Source organism: Pseudomonas veronii, from assembly GCF_002028325.1.
GTDB lineage: Bacteria > Pseudomonadota > Gammaproteobacteria > Pseudomonadales > Pseudomonadaceae > Aquipseudomonas > Aquipseudomonas veronii.
The window spans coordinates 3151454-3170999 of the sequence record NZ_CP018420.1; the positions used below are offsets into that span (position 1 = coordinate 3151454).

The window sequence follows — 19546 nt, forward strand, 5'->3', positions numbered from 1 at the left end:
GCGCATGAGCTATCAACTGCAGATTCTTCCGGTCGGCCTGAGTTGTCCGCTACTGCCTGAACAAACCGTGCTGGACGCGGCGCTGGCCGACGGCCTGATGCTCAAGCACAGCTGCCGCACCGGCACGTGCGGCAGTTGCAAGGGCCAGGTGCTCAGCGGTGAAGTGGAGCACGGCGACAGCCCGCTGGAGGTGCTCAGCGCGGCCGAGCGGGCGCGGGGGTTGGCGCTGTTTTGCTGCGCCACGGCGCGCTCCGACCTGGTGATCGAGGCGCCGGAAGTGACGGCGTTGCGCGGTATCGGCATCCAGCAGATGGGCGTGCGTGTGGCCAGCCTCGACAAGGTCAGCAGTGACGTTGCAGTGCTGCGGCTGACACTCGCCCCGGGCGCCGGGTTTACTTATTTTCCGGGCCAGTACGTGCAGGTGTTGCTCAAGGATGGCAGCCGGCGCAGCTATTCGATGGCCACCCACGCCCCACGGGACAACCAGTTGGAGCTGCACATCCGGCACATGCCCGGCGGGGTGTTCAGCGGGCATGTGTTCAACGCCTTGCAACCCAAGGCCATCCTGCGCATGGAAGGCCCGTTCGGCTCGTTCTACCTGCGCGACAGCGAGCGGCCGATGATCTTCCTGGCCAGCGGCACCGGTTTTGCGCCGATCCAGGCCTTGCTCGAACAGCTGCGCGAACAGGGGCACAACCGGCGTCCGGTTTACCTGTACTGGGGCGGCCGGCGCCGTGAGGATCTGTATCGGCATGAACAGTTGCTGGCCTGGGAGGCCCAGTTGCCGTGGCTGCGCTACACCCCGGTGCTGTCCGATCCTACCCCGGCCTGTGATTGGCAGGGCGCGACCGGCTTCGTCCACCGCCAGGTGCTGAGCGACTTCCAGAGCCTCAAGGGGTTTGAAGTGTATGCCTGTGGCGCGCCGATCGTGGTTGATTCAGCGCGGCGCGACTACGTCGAGTTGCGGCAACTGGAGGCGGCCGACTTCTATGCCGACGCCTTCGTCTAGAGCCTGACCGTGCGCGTTTTTAGCGTGCGTGCCCCCAGGCCAGGTGAATCAGGCGGCTCCCCGAGGCCGCCGGTTTGCTTGCCTGTCCAACAACAAGAATCCTGAGAGGCTTGCGTGCTGAATCTTAGAAAATGGCGCATCACCACGCGTATTGGCGCGTTGGTGGTTGGCCTGGGCGTGTTGATCATTTGTCTGGCCATCTGGCTGGGCCTGTTGCTGCAGCGCTCGTTGCTCGAAGAAAAAATGGCGGGCGTCGACACCGCGCTGAACACCGCCAATTCGATCCTTGCGTACTACGCCGGGCAAGTGGAAAACGGCCACATGAGCCTGGCGTTGGCCCAGCGCCAGGCCGCCGAGGTGGTCGGAACCCTGCGCTACCTGGGCGATAACTATTTGCTGATCCTCGACCTGGATTATCGGATGATCATGCACCCGACGGCGCCGGCGTTGGTGGGCAAGGCACTGGGCGACTTCAAGGACCAGAACGGCAAGCCGTTTTCCCGCCAGTTCGTGGAGGGCGCGCGCGAGCAGGGGCGGGTGTTGGTGGATTACTACTTTCCCCGTGCCAATGGCGCGCCGGCCGAATACAAGCTGTCTGAGGCGCGCCTGTTCAAGCCCTGGGGCTGGGTGGTGGCGAGCGGCATCTACCCCAGCGATGTGCAACGGGTCGTCAACCGCGTGTTGGTGGCGCCGGCATGGATCAGCGCCGTGGTGCTGCTCGGGTTGATGCTGTTTGCCTGGATGATCATCCGCAGCATTACCCGGCCGCTGCGTGAGACGGTCGAGGTGCTGGGGGCCGCGGTCAGCGGGCAAACCGACCTGACGATACGGCTGCCCGCCGTTGGCAATGACGAACTCACGCAACTGTCACGCAGTGTCAACTGCTTGATCCATGCCGCCCATGAAGTCAGTCGAGGCACGGCAGTGGCCAGCGGGCAGGTGTTGCGCCTGAGTGACGACCTCGGCGAGGTCACAGCGGCTACCCAGACCAGCCTCGATCACCAACTGTTGGAAACCGACAGCCTGGTCACCGCCATGAATGAAATGGTCGCCACCGTGCAGGATGTCGCACGCAACGCCGCCGTGGCGGCAGATGCCACGCGGCTGGCCGAAGGGCAGGCCAGCGATGGGCAGCACATCGTTCAGTCGACCATCGACGCTATCCAGCAATTGGTCGAAGCGCTGTTCGGCACCCATGCACTGGTCAAGCAACTGGAGGCTGACTCCAGCCGAGTCGGCAGTGTGCTGGATGTGATCAGCGCGATTGCCGAGCAGACCAACCTGCTGGCGCTCAATGCGGCGATCGAAGCCGCGCGGGCGGGCGAGTATGGGCGGGGGTTTGCGGTGGTCGCCGATGAGGTGCGGACCTTGGCTCAGCGCACGCAGGCCTCCACGGTGGAGATCAAGCAGATCATCGAGCAGGTGCAGTCAGGTGCCCGTGGGGCGCTGGAGCGCATCGTCGCAAACGTCGAAACGGCACGTGTGCCGGTCGAGATCTCGGCGCGGGCGGGCGACGCCTTGAAGCGGATCACCCAGTCGGCCGCGACCGTCAGCGACATGACCTTGCAGATCGCCAGTGCGGCCGAGCAGCAGGCGGTGACGGCAGATGAAATCAGCCGCACCCTGGCGCGCATCCATACGCTGGTGACGGTCAGCGGCGCGTCCAGCGTCAGCACGCGTGATTCCAGCGACGCGTTGCGGCAGTTGGCACGGGTGCTGGAAGGGCAGGTCGAGCAGCTCAGGCTTTGAAGGCGGCTGGTTGCTGCGGATCGCGCATGACCGCGTTTGTCTAAGCCCGCTTGTGCCTGTTGACGGAGGTTCGTCAGGCGTTGCGGGGGGCTCCATGGTCAAAGTCGAGTTGGGCCGGCGTACATGCATGACGGCAGTATCGCTACCCTGGAAGAGGGCTTTCCCGGCTGGACCGATCTCCCTCGTTGAGGCTGCCCCGCGCCGAACGCCACGCTAGCGCTGATTGAGCATGGCCAGCATGCGTGGCGCGATAAAGCGATGGAACGGCGCCACCGGCAGCATATACAGGCGGCCCAGCCAGTTGTGCGGCCGGACCACGGTGGAGAGCACCACCCGGCGCGCCCCTTGCGCGTCGAGTGGCATAAGGTTGATGGCCAGGTACACATCCAGGTGCCGATCCTGGTCGACCAGCAGCACTTCGTCGGGGGTTTGCGACACCAGCGTGAAAATCCCCACTCGGTCGCCGGGCCGATAGTCGGCGTCCGCACGCTCAAGGTCGATGCGTGTCAGCCTGCCGAGGTCTTTGAGGCCAAACACCTGCACCAGTCGATTGCGCAGCGCCATCAATCGGTCGATCCAGACCGGTGTCCGGGCCATCAGCCGCAGCCCATGCCGCAACGCGCTGCGCTCGCGGTCATCGGCGAAGGTGCTCTGGCAATCGATGAAACTGGCGCCCGTGGCATGGCGGGCAATACTTGAGTCGAGCGGGAGAGCGCAGTGGCTGACGCTGGCGTTCATAAGGGGGGTCCGAAGGCCATGTAGGGTGGGTAGGGCGTTGTCATTTTGGGTTCCACGAGGTGCCGGGTTCGCACGAGCGCAGGATCAAGTGGGCCAGAAAGTGCAGGGCATCCTCAAGCTTTTTAATTGCTCAGTGCCGCGCACCAATGAAAAACCCAGGGGATCAGGCGCTTTGTCGGCCCACTGAACGCAAAAAAGGCGCCCGAAGGCGCCAAGGGGTTCACCCTGACCGAGGGAGCCGGGTGAAGCCGTTCACAGCAATGGTCGCGGTGGTAAGGCGCGACGGGAACGGAAGCGGGGCGCGCCGAGTGAAGGTGCGCAGGGGTTCATTTGGGGTGACACACGACGGCCTAGGCCGTCGCGGGCGTGCGTTGCGGCTGCCAGGTTTCGCTGGCGGTCTGGTCCATGGCTTCCTGGATCGCCCGCTTGCGGTTGGCTTCGGCCTTGCGGCTGAAATACCAGACCATGAACGTCATCAGCGACACCGCCATCAGGATCAGGCTGGCCACGGCGTTGATCTCCGGCTTGACCCCCAGGCGCACGGCAGAGAACACCTCCATCGGCAGGGTGGTGGAGCCGGGTCCGGAGACGAAACTGGCGAGCACCAAGTCATCCAGGGACAAGGCGAACGACATCATGCCGCCCGCTGCCAACGACGGCGCGATCATCGGGATGGTGATCAGGAAAAACACCTTGAGTGGCCGCGCGCCGAGGTCCATGGCGGCTTCTTCGATGGACAGGTCCAGCTCGCGCAGGCGTGCCGAGACGACCACCGCGACATACGCGGCGCAGAACGTGGTGTGGGCGATCCAGATCGTCACCAGGCCGCGTTCCATGGGCCAGCCGATCATCTGCGCCATCGCCACGAACAGCAGCAGCAGCGACAGCCCGGTGATCACTTCCGGCATCACCAGGGGCGCGGTCACCAGGCCACCGAACAGGGTCCGGCCCTTGAAGCGGGTGACCCGGGTCAGCACGAACGCGGCCAGGGTGCCCAGGGCCACGGCGGCGACGGCGGTGTAGCAGGCAATCTCCAGGGAACGGGCCACCGAACCCATCAGTTGGGTGTTGTCCAACAGCCCCAGGTACCACTTGAGCGACCAGCCGCCCCAGACCGTCACCAGCTTGGAGGCGTTGAACGAATAGATCACCAGAATCAGCATCGGCAGGTAGATGAACAACAAGCCGAGCACCAGCATCAGGGTCGAAAAACTGAAACGCTTCATGCCCGTGCCTCCATTTCTTTGGCCTGGCTGCGGTTGAACAGCACGATGGGAATAATCAGGATCGCCAGCATCACCACCGCCAGGGCGGACGCCACCGGCCAGTCGCGGTTGTTGAAGAACTCCTGCCACAGCACGCGGCCGATCATCAGGGTCTCCGGGCCGCCCAGCAATTCCGGGATCACGAACTCGCCGACCACCGGAATGAACACCAGCATGCAGCCGGCGACGATGCCGTTCTTGGCCAGCGGCACGGTGATTTTCCAGAAGTTGTTGAAGTTGCTCGAACCCAGGTCCGAGGCGGCTTCCAGCAGGCTCTGGTCGTGCTTGACCAGGTTGGCGTAGAGCGGCAGCACCATGAACGGCAGGTAGGCGTAGACCACGCCGATGTAGACCGCCGTGTTGGTGTTGAGGATTTCAATCGGGCTAGATATCAGGCCGCACCCCATCAGGAACGCATTGAGCAGGCCGTTATTGCTGAGGATGCCCATCCAGGCATAGACGCGGATCAGGATCGCGGTCCAGGTCGGCATCATGATCAGCAGCAGTAATACGTTTTGCATTTCCTTGCGGGTCTTGGAAATCCCATAGGCCATGGGAAAACCGATCAGCAGGCACATCAGCGTGCTGAGCAGGGCGATCTTCAGCGAGCCCAGGTAGGCCGAGATGTACAACTCGTCGGCGCCCAGCAGGCTGTAGTTACCCAGGTTCAGCAGCACCTGGAGTTTCTGGTCGACGAAGCCGTAGATCTGCGAATACGGCGGAATCGAGAGGGTCGCTTCGGAGAAGCTGATCTTCATCACCAGGAAAAACGGCAGCATGAAAAACAGGAACAGCCAGAGGAAGGGAATGCCGATCACCAGCTTGCGACCGCTGGGCAGCACACGGATCAACGCTTGATGGAAAGTGCTCATGGTCGATGTACTCATGCCCGCAGTACCACGCCGCTGTCGTCTTCCCACCACACGTACACAGTGTCGCCCCAGGACGGTCGGGAGCCACGGCGTTCGGCGTTGGCCATGAACGACTGGACGATCTTGCCGCTGGGCAGCTCGACGTAAAACACCGAGTGCCCGCCGAGGTAGGCGATGTCGTGGACCTTGCCGCTGGACCAGTTGTGCGCGCAGGTCGGCATTTGGGTGGTGACCAGCAGCTTTTCCGGGCGGATAGCGTAGGTCACCGACTTGTCTTCCACCGAAGTGGCGATGCCGTAGCCGACGTAGATGTTGCGGTCCAGGTCCGCGCACTTGAGCACCGCATGGCCTTCGGCGTCGTCGACCACCTGGGTGTCGAAGATGTTGACGTTGCCGACGAACTCGCAGACCAGGCGGCTCACCGGCGCTTCGTAAACGTCCACCGGGCTGCCGATCTGGGCGATCCAGCCCAAGTGCATGATGGCGATGCGCTGGGCCATGGTCATGGCTTCTTCCTGGTCGTGGGTCACCATCACGCAGGTCACGCCGACGCGTTCGATGATCTCCACCAGTTCCAGTTGCATCTGCGAGCGCAGCTTTTTATCCAGGGCGCCCATGGGTTCGTCGAGCAGCAGCAATTTCGGGCGTTTGGCCAGGGAGCGGGCGAGGGCCACGCGTTGGCGCTGGCCGCCGGAGAGCTGGTGGGGTTTGCGCCGGGCGTATTGGGTCATGTGGACCAGCTTGAGCATTTCCTCGACCCGCGCCTCGATCTCGCCGGCTGGCAGGCGATCCTGCTTGAGGCCGAAGGCGATGTTCTGGGCCACGGTCATGTGCGGGAACAGGGCATAGGACTGGAACATCATGTTGATCGGCCGCTCATAGGGCGGCATCTCGGTGATGTCCACGCCATCCAGCAGGATGCGGCCTTCGGTGGGCCGTTCGAAACCGGCGAGCATGCGCAGCAGGGTGGATTTGCCCGAACCCGAACCGCCGAGCAGGGCGAAGATCTCGCCCTGGTGGATCTCCAGGGACACATCGTCCACGGCCACGGTTTCGTCGAACTTCTTGGTCACGCGGTCGATCTTCACCAGCACCTTTTGCGGTTGCTGATGACCTTCCAGTGCCTTGCGATAAATGCTGGAGGCGTTTGCCATGTGAAACTCCCAACAGGTCGTCGGGCCAATGCGGCCTGACGTAATAAGGTTGATTGCAAACCTGCACCCTCAGTGCAATGCAGGTTTATTCGGCACCGCCGTCCTGGCTGCCTGGCCTTGCTTGTTGTTGTTCGGGTATTGCCGTTCACGCCGCACGGCAGGCGCACACAGGTGCGCGCGCCGCGTGGGCAGGGCGTGTCAATCGGTAAAACGAGTGCTGGCGGCCCGGTGCGGGCCGCCTGGTGTCAAAGGCGCTGACGCTGCGCGGCACGTTGCCGGCAGGCATCGCCAAAGGCCTGGAAAATACTCAGGTAGGCCGGGTTCGACAGGACCTGCCATTCCGGGTGCCACTGCACGCCAAAGGCAAACGCCTGGCTGTGCTCCACGGAAACGGCTTCGATCAGGCCATCCGGGGCCAGGGCCTCGACCCGCAGGCCGTCACCCAGGCGGTCGATGCCCTGACTGTGGATCGAGTTGACCTGGATCTCGCCGGCCAGGCCCATGGCCTCGAACACGCCGCCGGGCTGGATCGCCACCGGGTGCGCCGGGGCGTACTGGACGTCGAGGCGCGGGTCGTCGGCTTCGCGGTGGTCCATAAAGCCCGGCAGTTCATGCACCTTCTGGTGCAGGCTGCCGCCAAAGGCCACGTTCATTTCCTGGAAACCGCGGCAGATGCCGAGGACTGGCACGCCGGCCGCCACCGCAGCCCGCAACAGGGGCAGGGTGGTGGCGTCGCGTTGCGGGTCATGGGCGGTGCCCGGCGCGCTGGGAGCGCCTTGATAGTGGAAGGGTTCGACATTGGACGGCGAGCCGGTGAACAGCAGGCCGTCGACGTAGTGCAGCAGGTCCTTGATCTCGCAGAGGTCCGCCAGGGAAGGAATGATCACCGGCAGCCCGAGGGCCGCGACGCTGACAGCACGCAAATACTTGTCGCCGCTGACATGGTAGGGGTGCAAGCCAATCTCTTTGACGCACGCTGTAACACCGATCAATGGCTTGAGTGCCATTTTTATCACCTCGAAATTCACGCTGGAACGAGTTTTTCCAGAGCTTATCTCCGTTGATTTTAATTAACAACTTCAATGTAAAAAATACTAAACGCTTGCGAGTGTGTTCGTGTTGATTGGTTGGGTTGGCGCCCAATTTTGGTGCTATAGCTACCAATATAATTAACGAACGGTGCCCGTTCTCGCTATTGACTTCACTTTGGCTTTCGGATTGACTGCTGCCACGAAACAGCTTTGAACATAATAATTAACACATAGGTGCATCATGTCGGTCCCACTGCGTACCGTTCAGCTCAACGAAGCCAACGCCTTTCTGAAAAAACACCCGGAGGTCCTGTACGTCGATCTGCTGATTGCAGACATGAATGGCGTGGTGCGCGGCAAGCGTATCGAACGCACCGCCTTGCATAAGGTGTATGAAAAAGGCATCAACCTCCCCGCGTCGTTGTTTGCCCTGGACATCAATGGCTCCACCGTGGAAAGCACTGGCCTGGGCCTGGATATCGGCGACTCTGACCGCATCTGCTACCCGATCCCCGACACCCTGAGCATCGAGCCCTGGCAGAAGCGTCCCACCGCGCAGCTGTTGATGACCATGCATGAACTCGAGGGCCAGCCGTTCTTCGCCGACCCACGGGAAGTGCTGCGCCAGGTGGTGAGCAAGTTCGACGAATTGGGCCTGACCATTTGTGCCGCGTTCGAGCTGGAGTTCTACCTGATCGACCAGGACAACGTGAACGGCCGTCCGCAAGCGCCGCGCTCGCCAATCTCCGGCAAGCGCCCGCATTCGACCCAGGTCTACCTGATCGATGACCTCGACGAATACGTCGATTGCCTGCAGGACATCCTCGAAGGCGCGAAAGAGCAGGGCATCCCTGCCGACGCCATCGTCAAGGAAAGCGCCCCGGCGCAGTTCGAGGTCAACCTGCACCATGTCAGCGACCCGATCAAAGCCTGCGACTACGCGGTACTGCTCAAGCGCCTGGTGAAAAACATCGCCTACGACCACGAGATGGACACCACCTTTATGGCCAAGCCCTACCCGGGCCAGGCCGGTAATGGCTTGCATGTACACATCTCGATCCTCGACAAACAGGGCAACAACATCTTCGCCAGCGAAGACCCCGAGACCAACGACGCCCTGCGTCACGCCATCGGCGGCGTGCTGGAAACCCTGCCGGCGCAGATGGCGTTTCTCTGCCCGAACGTCAACTCCTACCGCCGCTTCGGTGCGCAGTTCTATGTGCCGAACTCGCCGAGCTGGGGTATCGACAACCGCACCGTGGCCGTGCGCGTGCCGACCGGCGCGGCGGATGCCGTGCGTATCGAGCACCGGGTGGCCGGCGCCGACGCCAACCCTTATCTGCTGATGGCCTCGGTATTGGCCGGTATCCACCACGGCTTGACCAACAAGATCGAGCCGGGGGCGCCGGTCGAAGGCAACTCCTACGAGCAGAACGAGCAGAGCCTGCCCAACAACCTGCGCGACGCCCTGCGCGAGCTGGACGACAGCGAGGTCATGGCCCGGTACATCGACCCGCTGTACATCGACGTGTTTGTCGCGTGCAAGGAAAGCGAACTGGCCGAGTTCGAAAACTCGATCTCCGACCTTGAGTACAACTGGTACCTGCACACGGTCTGACGGCCCTCCCACTTTTTGCGTTGAGCACACCCTATGACCAAGCATCGCAACGACTGGGAGCAGTACTTCCAGTCCCTGAACCTTGAAGGCCGGGCCTTTATCGGCGGCGAATACCGTTGGGCCGCCAGCGGCGAAACCTTTGACAGCATCAGCCCGGTGGACGGGCGTTTTCTGGCCACGGTCGCCAGCACCGATGAGGCCGACGCCGACGCCGCGGTAATCGCTGCACGCCAGGCGTTCGAATCCGGGATCTGGCGCTTGCAGGCCCCGGCGGCGCGCAAGCGCGTGCTGATCCGTTTCGCCGATCTGATCCTCGAACACCAGGAAGAACTGGCGCTCCTGGAAACCCTCGACATGGGCAAGCCGATTGGCGACTCCATGGCCATCGACGTACCGGCCACCGCCAACGCGATCCGCTGGAGCGCCGAGGCCATCGACAAGCTCTACGACGAAGTGGCGCCCACGCCCCACGACCAGTTGGGCCTGATCACCCGCGAACCTTGCGGCGTGGTGGCGGCCATCGTGCCGTGGAACTTCCCGATGATCATGGCCAGTTGGAAGTTCGCGCCGGCCCTGGCGGCGGGTAACTCGTTCATCCTCAAACCTTCGGAAAAGTCGCCGCTGACCGCCATTCGCCTGGCCCAGTTGGCCCTCGAAGCCGGCATTCCCGCAGGCGTGTTCAACGTGCTGCCGGGCTACGGTCACACCGTCGGCAAGGCGCTGGCCTTGCATAGGGATGTGGATGTGCTGGCCTTTACCGGCTCCACCGCGGTGGCCAAGCAACTGCTGGTGTATTCCGGCCAGAGCAATATGAAGCGGGTGTGGCTGGAGGCCGGTGGCAAGAGCCCCAATGTGGTGTTCGCCGATGCCCCGGACTTGCGCGCTGCAGCCGCCGCTGCGGCTGCAGCGATTGCCTTCAACCAGGGCGAAGTCTGCGTGGCCGGGTCGCGCCTGCTGGTGCAACGGTCGATCCGCGAGCCCTTCATTGCGCTGCTGGTGGAGGCGTTCCAGGCCTGGAAGCCGGGGCATCCACTGGACCCGGCGACCAAGGTCGGTGCAGTGGTCGATCAGCGGCAACTGGACAACGTGTTGCGCTACATCGAGATCGGCAAAGAGCAGGGCGCCCAACTCTTGGTTGGCGGCCAGCGCACCCTGCAAGACACCGGTGGCCAGTACGTGGAGCCGACGGTTTTCGACGGCGTGACCAATGCCATGACCATCGCCCGCGAAGAAATCTTCGGCCCGGTGTTGTCGCTGATCAGCTTCGACACCGAAGAAGAAGCGCTGTCGATCGCCAACGACAGCATCTTCGGCCTGGCCGCCGCAGTGTGGACCGCCGACCTCAGCCGCGCCCACCGCTTTGCCCGGGGCCTGCGTGCCGGCAGCGTGTGGGTCAACCAGTACGACGGCGGCGACATGACCGCGCCGTTCGGCGGCTTTAAACAGTCGGGCAATGGCCGCGACAAGTCGCTGCACGCCTTTGACAAGTACACCGAGCTCAAAGCCACCTGGATCAAGCTCTAAGCCCAAATAACAACGGCGATTGCCGGCGCGTGCCGGCCAGTCGCCAGGGAGTCCTAACCATGCAACCCCATGTAAACAGCTATTACGCCGCGACCCGCAACCACACCGGCGACTTCCCTGTGCTTGAAGAGTTGGTCGAGTGTGATGTCTGTGTCATCGGCGCCGGCTACACCGGCCTGTCGTCGGCGCTGTTCCTGGCGGAAGCCGGCTACAGCGTCACCGTGCTCGAAGCGGCCAAGGTCGGCTTTGGCGCCAGCGGGCGCAACGGCGGGCAACTGGTCAATTCCTACAGCCGTGACGTGGATGTCATCGAGCAGCGCTACGGCGAAAAGAGCGCCGAAATCCTCGGCAGCATGATGTTCGAAGGCGCCGAGATCATTCGCCAGCGCATCCAGCACTACGACATTCAGTGCGACTACCGCCCGGGCGGGATCTTCGCCGCATTGAACAAAAAACAGCTCAAGGGCCTGGTCGAACAGAAAAGCAGTTGGGAGCGCTATGGCAACCGCAACCTGCAACTGCTCGACGCCAAAGACATGGCAAACGAAGTGGGCTGTGAAAATTACATCGGCGGCCTGCTGGACAAGCAGGGCGGCCACGTCCATCCGCTGAACCTGGCCCTGGGCGAAGCCAGCGCGATTATCGGCCTGGGCGGCAAGATCTTCGAACAATCGGCGGCCGAGGAAATCACCTACGGCGAACCCAACGTGGTACGCACGGCCAAGGGTGTGGTTCGCGCCAAGTACCTGCTGATCGCCGGCAATGCCTACCTGCCGCAGAATCTCGACCCACGGGTGACGCGCAAAAGCATGCCCTGCGGCTCGCAGATCGTGGTCACCGAGCCGCTGTCGGAGGAAGTGGCACGCAGCCTGATTACCCACAATTACTGCGTCGAAGACTGCAACTACCTGCTCGACTATTACCGTCTGACCGCTGACAACCGCCTGCTGTACGGCGGCGGTGTGGTCTACGGCGCCCGCGAGCCGGACGACATCGAACAACTGATCCGGCCGAAGATCCTCAAGACCTTCCCGCAGTTGAAAAACGTCAAGATCGACTACCGCTGGACCGGCAACTTCCTGCTGACCATGTCGCGCATGCCGCAATTCGGCCGTATCGAAAAGAACGCCTACTACATGCAAGGGTATAGCGGCCACGGCGTCACCTGTTCGCACCTCGCGGGCAAGCTGATCAGCGAAGTGATCCGCGGTGACGCCGAACGCTTCGACGCCTTCGCCTCGCTGCCGCACATGCCGATGTTCGGCGGCCGCACCTTCCAGGCCCCGCTGACGGCCATGGGCGCCGCCTACTACGCCCTGCGCGACCGACTCGGTATTTGACCGGTCAGCCACACACGCGCCGCGAGCCCCCGGCCCACGCCACCTTCGGCCGCGGCCGCGGGCTTGCTTTTTTTGCGCATGCAGGCATATTCAGCAGCGCTACAGCTCCACCCGCAAACGTGATTTAATAGCCGCCTTTCAGGTTTCCGGGTCGGGTAATCGGCGAATTTCGCAACATTGCCTGCCCGCGCTCGCCCCAGCTCCTGCAGCGCTATCGCAACCAATAAACATCACGACACTCACCCCTTATATAAGGCAGCTATGGACACGGGCACCCGACTCAAACTCGTTCGCGAAAGCTACAAACTCTCCCAGCGCGAGCTGGCCCGTCGTAGCGGCGTGACCAACGCCACCATTTCCCTGATCGAACAGAATCGCGTCAGTCCCTCTGTCAGTTCCCTGAAAAAGCTGCTGGAAAGCATCCCCATGTCCCTGGCGGACTTTTTCACCTTCGACCAGCCGCCACGCGAACACCAATACGTCTTCCGCGCCAACGAACAGCCCGACCTGGGTCGCGACGGCCTGCGCCTGCTGCTGGTGGGCGCGCCGATCCCCAGCCGCCAGATGCGCTTTCTGCGCGAGCAGTACGCACCCGGCGCCAGTTCCGGCGAAGAGCCGATCGTGCATGTCGAAGGCGAGGAGTGCGGCCTCGTCACCCGTGGCACCGTCGAACTCACTGTCGATGGCCAGGTCAGCATATTGAACCCAGGGGATGGGTATTACTTCCCCACCACCTTGCCCCACAGGTTCCGCAATATCGGGCAGGATGAGGCGGAAATCATCAGCGCGAATACGCCGGCGAACTTCTAGGCCAGCGCCCGGCGCCTAATCGAGCAGACTAAGCTCCCGGGCCCGGCTCATGGCCTGGATGCGACTGGTGACCTGGAGCTTGGCGTAGAGATTCTTCAAATGCCATTTCACGGTCTCGCTGGAGATGTCCAGGCTGCGGGCGATCTCCTTGTTCGATTGCCCTTGAGCCACCAGCAACAGCGTCTGGCTTTCGCGCTCGCTCAGGGCACAGCCCAGGTCAGGCTCGGTGATGGGCGTCGAGTCCAGCAGGCGTTGTATGTAGTCTTTGAACGGTGCCTTGAGATCCTTGAGGGCGCTGAGCAGGTCCGTCAGCTCGGCGCCGCTGTCGAGTAATGTCTGTTTCATATGTTGGCGGCGTGCGGTATCCAGCACCGGCAGCAACACCTCCATCGCCTGTTTGCCCTGGCCATCGCGCCACAGGCTCAGCGCCCAGTGCGTACGTGCGCGCAAGCCATCGAGGACTTGCCCGCCGCGCTCATCCTCATCCACTTGCAGTGCCCAGGTGCGGGCGGCTTCGCCATGTTTGCCGTCATTGGCCAATACACACGCATGGCTGACTCGATGGTTGCGCTCAAGGGCCTGGTGCAAAGGTGCCTCGGCCCGGTGGTGGCTGCTCAAGTCGGCCAGTTGCTGGAGCAAGTGGCGGGCCTGGGACGGGGCGTTGCTGTGAAGGTGCGCCTGAATCTGTTCGGCCAGCAGCAACCCTTGCAGGCGTGGCCAGCGCCGTAGCGTTGCCAGTTGTTGGGCGTGTTCCAGCAGACGATGCGCCTGGCTGTAGTCGCCTGCGTGTAACGCACTGCGGGCCAGGGCGCGGTAGGCGCTGAACAGGGCATCGAGCGGCGCAATCGCGTCCACCTGACGCAGCCGTGGCTGCAGTTCGCGGTGCAAGGCCTGCCAGTCACCGCGTTCGTACCACAGTTCGGCGAGCAGCGCGGTGAGGGTGGCGCTGCCGCTCGATTGCGCCCCTGTCAGTTGCTCGGCGTGTACCAGGGCCTGGCGGTAATAGTGCTCGCCGCTCTCCAGGTCCGCCTGGCGGACATGGCTCAGGCCCAGAATAAAAGCGCGGTAGACACTGACAAACAGGTTCTCCGAAGGCGTCGCCGGGCATGGCATGTGCCGTTGCACGGCTTGCGCATCCTGATAACGCCCGCGCACCAGATAGTCGTAACTGAGGATGTTGCACACCAGGCCATCGACCCAGCGATCCCCGCTGGGCAACTGCGCCAGTAGCGGTTCCACATGCTCCAGGCCCTGGCTGATGCGTTCGGCGAAGGACTCGTTGATCGCGCAGATCACCTGGCGTTTGATCAGCAGGCGCGGGCTGACGCCGGGCTGTTCCAGCAATGGGTGCAGGTCGAGCAGCAACTGCCGTGATTCGTCGAAACGAAAGTGGTGGGCCAGGGCCCAGCTCAGGTTCAGTTGCAGGTCGATGCGTTGCTCGTCCAGGGGCGACAAGGCGCTCAGCGGCAGGTTTTGCAGCCAGCGCACCAGGGTGTCGATATCGCCTTCTTCGGCGAGGGACTGGGCACCCTTGTCGGCACAGGTGGTGCTGTTGGCCAGTTGTCCGGCGGCCAAGGCATGGCGGATGGCTTCAGCCCAGTATTGATGGGCGGCCAGCCAGTTGCTGGCGCGTTGATGCAGTTGGGCAACATCGGTGTTGCTGGCGGACAGGCGCTGGTGAAGGGTCTCGGCAAACAGCGCGTGGTAGCGGAACCAATGCCCCTGGGGATCGAGGGAGCAAATGAACAGGTTGTGCTGTTCGATGAACCCTAGCATCTGTTCGCCGTCCTCGCGCCCGGTAATGGCGTTGCACAAAGACGCGGTGAAGCGATTGAGGATCGAGGTGTGCAGCAGGAAGCTCTGCACCCGGGGCGGCAGAGGCTCCAGCACCACGTCTTGCAGATAACCACCGATCACCCGCGATCCGCGTTCCAGATGTGCCCAGCGGCGCACCGGGTCACTGCCGGTGGGCGGTGCCAAGGATGCCATCTGGATCCCGGTGATCCAGCCTTCGGTCAGGCTCAGCAGGCGTTGCAGGTCGGCGGTGTCCAGCTTGAGATCGGTGGTGCGGGAAAAATAGCCCGCTGCTTCGTCGAGGTTGAAGCGCAACGCGTTGGCGTCGATTTCCACCAGTTGGTTGCGTGCGCGCAGGCGGCTCAAGGGCAATTGCGCGGCGTTACGGCTGCCAATCAACAGGTGCAGGCAAGCGGGGGCGTGCAGCACCAGTTCCAGCAGGTCTTGCTCTATCAACTGATGGCGGACCAGATGCACATCGTCTAGCACCCAATACAGCGGCTGTTGGCGCAGGTTGAGCTGGTTGATCAAGGCGCGCATAAAGCCTTGTGCGGACGGCTGCAGGTCGCCGGTCAAATCGGCCAAGGCCGGGTCGGCGCTGCGCAGGGCGGCCAGCAGATAACGACGAAAGTATTCGGGACTATCGTCCTGCTCGTCCAGGCTCAACCACGCCACGCTGTGGCCCTGGTCGAGCAGGCACTGGCGCCATTGGCTGAGCAGGGTGGTCTTGCCGAAACCGGCCGCGCCGCACACCAGTGCCAGACTGCGTTCGTGCAATAGGTCGAGTTTTTCCAGCAGGCGCGAGCGGCTCAGCAGGGTGCCGGCCGCGCGGGGCGGGCCGAGCTTGGTGCTGATCAGCGGCAAGCCATGACGGAGGCTGAACGCGCCCTGGCTGTAGGCAGGCAATGTCAGGTGTTCCATGGATGGTCGTCTTGGTGTGGTCGAGTATCGATCATTATTTTTGTAGACCCTCGTTTTGCAAGGTTAATCCCCTCAAGCGGCAATTACCGCCCCCCCATCCGGGTAGTTATGGCATCGGCCAGAGCCTCTTACCGTACCGCCACGCCATCGTCGGTCGCCTGATTCAGGTCATCGACCCCCCTATAAAAAACCAGAGATGAGGGCGAGCCCATGTCGCTTAGCAAGTCAAAACTGCTTCAGGCCTATCGCAAGATGCGCGAGATTCGCGTGTTCGAGGAGCGGCTGCACCAGGAAAACACCACTGGGGATATCCCCGGCTTCATCCACTTGTACAGCGGCGAGGAAGCAATCGCCGTTGGCGTCTGCGAGAACCTGACAGACGCTGACTATATCGGCTCGACTCACCGTGGTCACGGCCACTGCATCGCCAAGGGCTGTGACCTGCACGGCATGATGGCGGAGATCTTTGGCAAGGAGTCGGGCCTGTGCCGGGGTAAGGGCGGCTCCATGCACATTGCCGACCTGAGCAAGGGCATGCTGGGCGCCAACGCCATCGTCGGCGGCGCACCGCCCCTGGCCATTGGCGCCGCACTCACGGCGAAAACCCTGGGCACGCGCAATGTGGCGGTGTCGTTCACCGGCGACGGTGGCTCCAACCAAGGCCTGGTATTTGAAGCCATGAACATGGCCGTGGTGCTCAAGTTGCCAACGGTATTCGTGTTCGAGAACAACGGTTTCGGCGAAGCCACCGGCCACGATTACGCGGTCGGTGGCCGGGATATCGCCAACCGCGCCGCCAGCTTCGGCATGCCTGCGGTGAAGGTCGACGGTACCGACTTCTTTGCCGTCTACGAAGCCGTAGCCGTCGCGGTGGAGCGGGCACGCAATGGTGAAGGCCCGAGTGCCATCGAGGCTGTTGCCCACCGCTGGCACGGGCATTTCGAAGGCGACCCGATGCTGTATCGCGCCGACGGCGAAGTGGAGCGCCTGCGCCGAGACAACGACCCGCTGCAAATTTTCAGTAAGCAAGTCGAGGGGCAAATATCCGCAGAGGAACTGCAAGCCATCGATGACGAGGTCCAGGCCCAGGTCGATGACGCGGTGGCCAAGGCTCGCATCGCCGATTACCCATCGGTGGACAACCTGCTGACCGACGTTTACGTCTCTTACTGAGGATTTGGAATATGGCAATTCGTACTTTTCGTGAAGCAGTCAAAGAAGCCCTGGCCCAGGAGATGGAACTCGATCCGCGCGTCGTGTTGATCGGGGAAGACGTTTGCGGCGGCCAGGCCGGTACCGCCGAGGTCGGCAGCAAGGGCGAAGCCTTCGGTGGCGTGCTGGGGGTGACCAAAGGCTTGTGGACCCAGTTCGGCTCGTCCCGGGTGATCGACACACCGATCACCGAGTCGGCGATCGTCGGCATGGCCGCAGGCGCAGCGGTGACCGGTCTGCGGCCGGTGGCCGAGTTGATGTTCATGGATTTCTTCGGCGTGTGCCACGACATGCTCTACAACCAGGCGGCGAAGTTCCGTTACATGTTCGGCGGCAAGGCCAAGGCCCCGCTGGTGATTCGCGGCATGATTGGCGCCGGGTTCTCCGCGGCCGCCCAGCACTCGCAGTCGCCCTACAACATCTTCGCGACCACCCCGGGCCTCAAGGTGGTGGTGCCGTCCAGCCCTTACGACGTCAAAGGCCTGCTGATTCAGGCGATCCGCGATGACGACCCGGTGGTGTTCTGTGAACACAAGATCCTCTACGACATCAAGGGCGAAGTGCCCGAGCACGCCTACACCATCCCTTTTGGCGTCGCCAACTACACCCGCGAAGGCACCGACGTCACCATCATTGCCCTGGCAGCCATGGTGCACAAAGCCAATGAGGTGGCGGACAAACTGGCGGCTGAAGGGATCTCTGTGGAGGTAGTGGACCCGCGCACCGTGTCGCCGTTGGACGAAGAGGGCATTCTCGAATCCGTGGCCTCTACCGGGCGCGTGGTGATTGTCGACGAGTCGGCCGCGCGCATCGGCTTTGCCCATGACATTGCCGCGCTGATCGTGTCCCAGGCGTTTTACCACCTCAAGGCGCCGATCATCATGGTCACGCCGCCGCACACCCCGGTTCCGTTCTCACCGGTGCTGGAGCAAGCGTGGATCCCTAGCGTACAACGCATTGAAGCCGCCGTTCGCAAAGTGATGGAGGGCTGACCATGAGTGATATCCGCGCAATCGAAGTGCCCAAATGGGGACTGTCGATGGAAGAGGGCACGCTGACTGACTGGCTGATCGAGGAAGGCGACAGCTTCGCCGCGCAGCAGGAAGTCTGCGAGATTGAAACCAGCAAGATTTCCAACGTGATGCAGGCGCCCTTTGCCGGTGTGTTGCGGCGCAAAGTGGCGCAACCGGGGCAAACCATTCCCGTGGGCGGTGTGCTGGGGATTGTCGCCGACGCTTCGGTCAGCGATGCCGAGATCGATGCGTATCTGGCGCAGCGTGGCGTCGCTGAGCCGGCGCCAGTTTCTGAATCTGTACCCGCTGAGACCACGGCACAACCGCTGGTCAAGTTGGCCGCCAGCGCGCCGGCCGCTGCGTCGCAACCGTCGGTCAAGACGCCGGGCGCCTGGCAGGTGCCACAGGCGTTGCTGGGCGCCAGTGACGAAGCGTTGTTCGCCACGCCCCATGCATTGAAACTGGCGGCGCAGCTCAATATCAACCTGAGCCGGGTGCCTGGTTCGGGCCGTGAAGGGCGCATCAGCGTGGCGGATATTGAAGCCGTAGTGCGCGCCGAGGGCGGGCAAGTCGCCAGCCGAGCGGCTGCGCAAAAAGCCAATCAGGCCGCACCTTCGCGCCTCGATGACAGCCAGGTTCTCGCCACACCGGTGGCCCGGCGTCTGGCGCAGCAGTGGGGCATCAACCTCCACGACTGCCGCGTTACAGGCACTCGCGGTCGGGTGTGCAAGGCCGATGTGCTCCAAGCCCGGGGCGCCGATGCGGTGCCACAGGCCCAGGCCGCGCCGACGGTTGATAGTCGCGAGGCGTTTGAAACCCTGCCCATGAACGGCATGCGCAAGGCCATTGCCGCGCGCCTGCAAGCCTCCAAACGTGATGCGCCGCACTTTCGCCTGCATGCGGATTTTGATCTGGAGCGCTTGCTTGCATTGCGCGCTGAGATCAACGCCTCGGTGCCGGGGGTGAAAATCTCGGTCAACGATCTGCTGATCAAGGCTTGCGCCCAGGCGCTGGTCAAGGTGCCCGACGTCAATGTGCAATACGACGACGAGCGCCAGGAAGTACGGCGTTACCGCGATGCAGACATTTCCATTGCCGTGGCGCTGCCCGGTGGCCTGATCACGCCGATCATCCGCCAGGCCAACCGCAAGAGCCTGGCCGAAGTCTCCGGGGAAATGCTCAGCCTGGCGACCAGGGCCAAGGCCGGTACCTTGAAACCCGAGGAGTTCCAGGGTGGCACCTTCAGCATCTCCAACCTGGGCATGCTCGGTGTGCGCCAGTTCGACGCGATTATCAACCCACCCCAAGGGGCAATCCTGGCCATCGGCGCCGGAGAAAAGCGCGTGGTGGCCCATGAAGGACAACCTGCGGTACGCACGCAAATGAGCGTGTCGTTGTCTTGCGACCACCGGGTTATCGACGGTGCGTTGGGGGCGACCTTCCTCAAGGAACTCAAGCGCCTGGTGGAAAACCCCACCCTGATGCTGGTCTAGGAG

At 62.9% G+C, this 19546-nt stretch carries 15 protein-coding genes; 9 read left to right on the forward strand and 6 right to left on the reverse strand.

Annotated elements, in window-relative coordinates; all coding sequences use genetic code 11:
- The first annotated feature begins 4 nt into the window (after positions 1–4).
- Both PverR02_RS14505 and PverR02_RS14510 read left to right on the forward strand, forming a co-directional pair.
- A complete protein-coding gene (locus PverR02_RS14505) occupies positions 5–1009 on the forward strand; it encodes a CDP-6-deoxy-delta-3,4-glucoseen reductase (RefSeq protein ID WP_079443697.1) in 1005 nt (334 codons plus the stop codon).
- 114 nt (positions 1010–1123) lie between these two features.
- Positions 1124–2758, forward strand: coding sequence for a methyl-accepting chemotaxis protein (locus tag PverR02_RS14510; RefSeq protein WP_046486945.1), 1635 nt, complete (start codon positions 1124–1126; stop codon positions 2756–2758).
- 213 nt (positions 2759–2971) lie between these two features.
- Here the strand turns inward: PverR02_RS14510 and PverR02_RS14515 are convergent, their stop codons facing one another.
- The 5 genes from PverR02_RS14515 to PverR02_RS14535 all read right to left on the reverse strand — a co-directional run bounded on the left by PverR02_RS14515 (position 2972) and on the right by PverR02_RS14535 (position 7794).
- Positions 2972–3496, reverse strand: a complete 525-nt coding sequence (locus PverR02_RS14515; protein ID WP_057004031.1) for a DUF2867 domain-containing protein — start codon at positions 3494–3496, stop codon at positions 2972–2974.
- Between the two features lie 350 nt (positions 3497–3846).
- The gene (locus PverR02_RS14520; RefSeq protein ID WP_046383265.1) at positions 3847–4722 is read right to left on the reverse strand and encodes an ABC transporter permease subunit; all 876 of its coding nucleotides are present in this window, start codon (positions 4720–4722) and stop codon (positions 3847–3849) included.
- Positions 4719–5600, reverse strand: a complete 882-nt coding sequence (locus tag PverR02_RS14525; protein WP_167379495.1) for an ABC transporter permease subunit — start codon at positions 5598–5600, stop codon at positions 4719–4721. Before PverR02_RS14525 ends, PverR02_RS14520 begins: the two co-directional genes overlap by 4 nt.
- 44 nt (positions 5601–5644) lie before the next feature.
- On the reverse strand, positions 5645–6787 hold the full coding sequence (locus PverR02_RS14530) for an ABC transporter ATP-binding protein (RefSeq protein WP_046383267.1): 1143 nt from the start codon (positions 6785–6787) through the stop codon (positions 5645–5647).
- Between the two features lie 245 nt (positions 6788–7032).
- Positions 7033–7794 carry a gamma-glutamyl-gamma-aminobutyrate hydrolase family protein gene (locus PverR02_RS14535; protein ID WP_017845580.1) on the reverse strand — a complete coding sequence of 254 codons (762 nt, stop codon included), beginning with the start codon at positions 7792–7794 and terminating at the stop codon, positions 7033–7035.
- Between the two features lie 265 nt (positions 7795–8059).
- On the opposite strand from PverR02_RS14535, the gene PverR02_RS14540 reads away from it, so the two are divergent.
- The 4 genes from PverR02_RS14540 to PverR02_RS14555 all read left to right on the forward strand — a co-directional run bounded on the left by PverR02_RS14540 (position 8060) and on the right by PverR02_RS14555 (position 13110).
- Positions 8060–9436, forward strand: a complete 1377-nt coding sequence (locus PverR02_RS14540; protein ID WP_017845581.1) for a glutamine synthetase family protein — start codon at positions 8060–8062, stop codon at positions 9434–9436.
- Between the two features lie 33 nt (positions 9437–9469).
- Positions 9470–10960 carry an aldehyde dehydrogenase gene (locus tag PverR02_RS14545; RefSeq protein ID WP_079443699.1) on the forward strand — a complete coding sequence of 497 codons (1491 nt, stop codon included), beginning with the start codon at positions 9470–9472 and terminating at the stop codon, positions 10958–10960.
- Between the two features lie 59 nt (positions 10961–11019).
- A complete protein-coding gene (locus PverR02_RS14550; protein ID WP_046383269.1) occupies positions 11020–12300 on the forward strand; it encodes an NAD(P)/FAD-dependent oxidoreductase in 1281 nt (426 codons plus the stop codon).
- Between the two features lie 261 nt (positions 12301–12561).
- Positions 12562–13110: a cupin domain-containing protein gene (locus tag PverR02_RS14555; protein WP_010563061.1), complete on the forward strand. Its 549-nt coding sequence runs from the start codon at positions 12562–12564 to the stop codon at positions 13108–13110.
- Positions 13111–13125: 15 nt separating this feature from the next.
- Here the strand turns inward: PverR02_RS14555 and PverR02_RS32955 are convergent, their stop codons facing one another.
- Complete coding sequence (locus PverR02_RS32955; protein WP_079443700.1) at positions 13126–15825, reverse strand: LuxR C-terminal-related transcriptional regulator; 2700 nt, start codon at positions 15823–15825, stop codon at positions 13126–13128.
- Between the two features lie 210 nt (positions 15826–16035).
- On the opposite strand from PverR02_RS32955, the gene PverR02_RS14565 reads away from it, so the two are divergent.
- From PverR02_RS14565 to PverR02_RS14575, 3 genes are read left to right on the forward strand one after another with little or no spacing between them, the layout of a single operon-like run.
- Positions 16036–16998: a thiamine pyrophosphate-dependent dehydrogenase E1 component subunit alpha gene (locus tag PverR02_RS14565; protein WP_046383271.1), complete on the forward strand. Its 963-nt coding sequence runs from the start codon at positions 16036–16038 to the stop codon at positions 16996–16998.
- Positions 16999–17009: 11 nt separating this feature from the next.
- Positions 17010–18029, forward strand: coding sequence for an alpha-ketoacid dehydrogenase subunit beta (locus tag PverR02_RS14570; RefSeq protein ID WP_046383272.1), 1020 nt, complete (start codon positions 17010–17012; stop codon positions 18027–18029).
- Positions 18030–18031: 2 nt separating this feature from the next.
- Positions 18032–19543, forward strand: a complete 1512-nt coding sequence (locus tag PverR02_RS14575) for a 2-oxo acid dehydrogenase subunit E2 (protein WP_079443701.1) — start codon at positions 18032–18034, stop codon at positions 19541–19543.
- Positions 19544–19546: the final 3 nt, after the last annotated feature.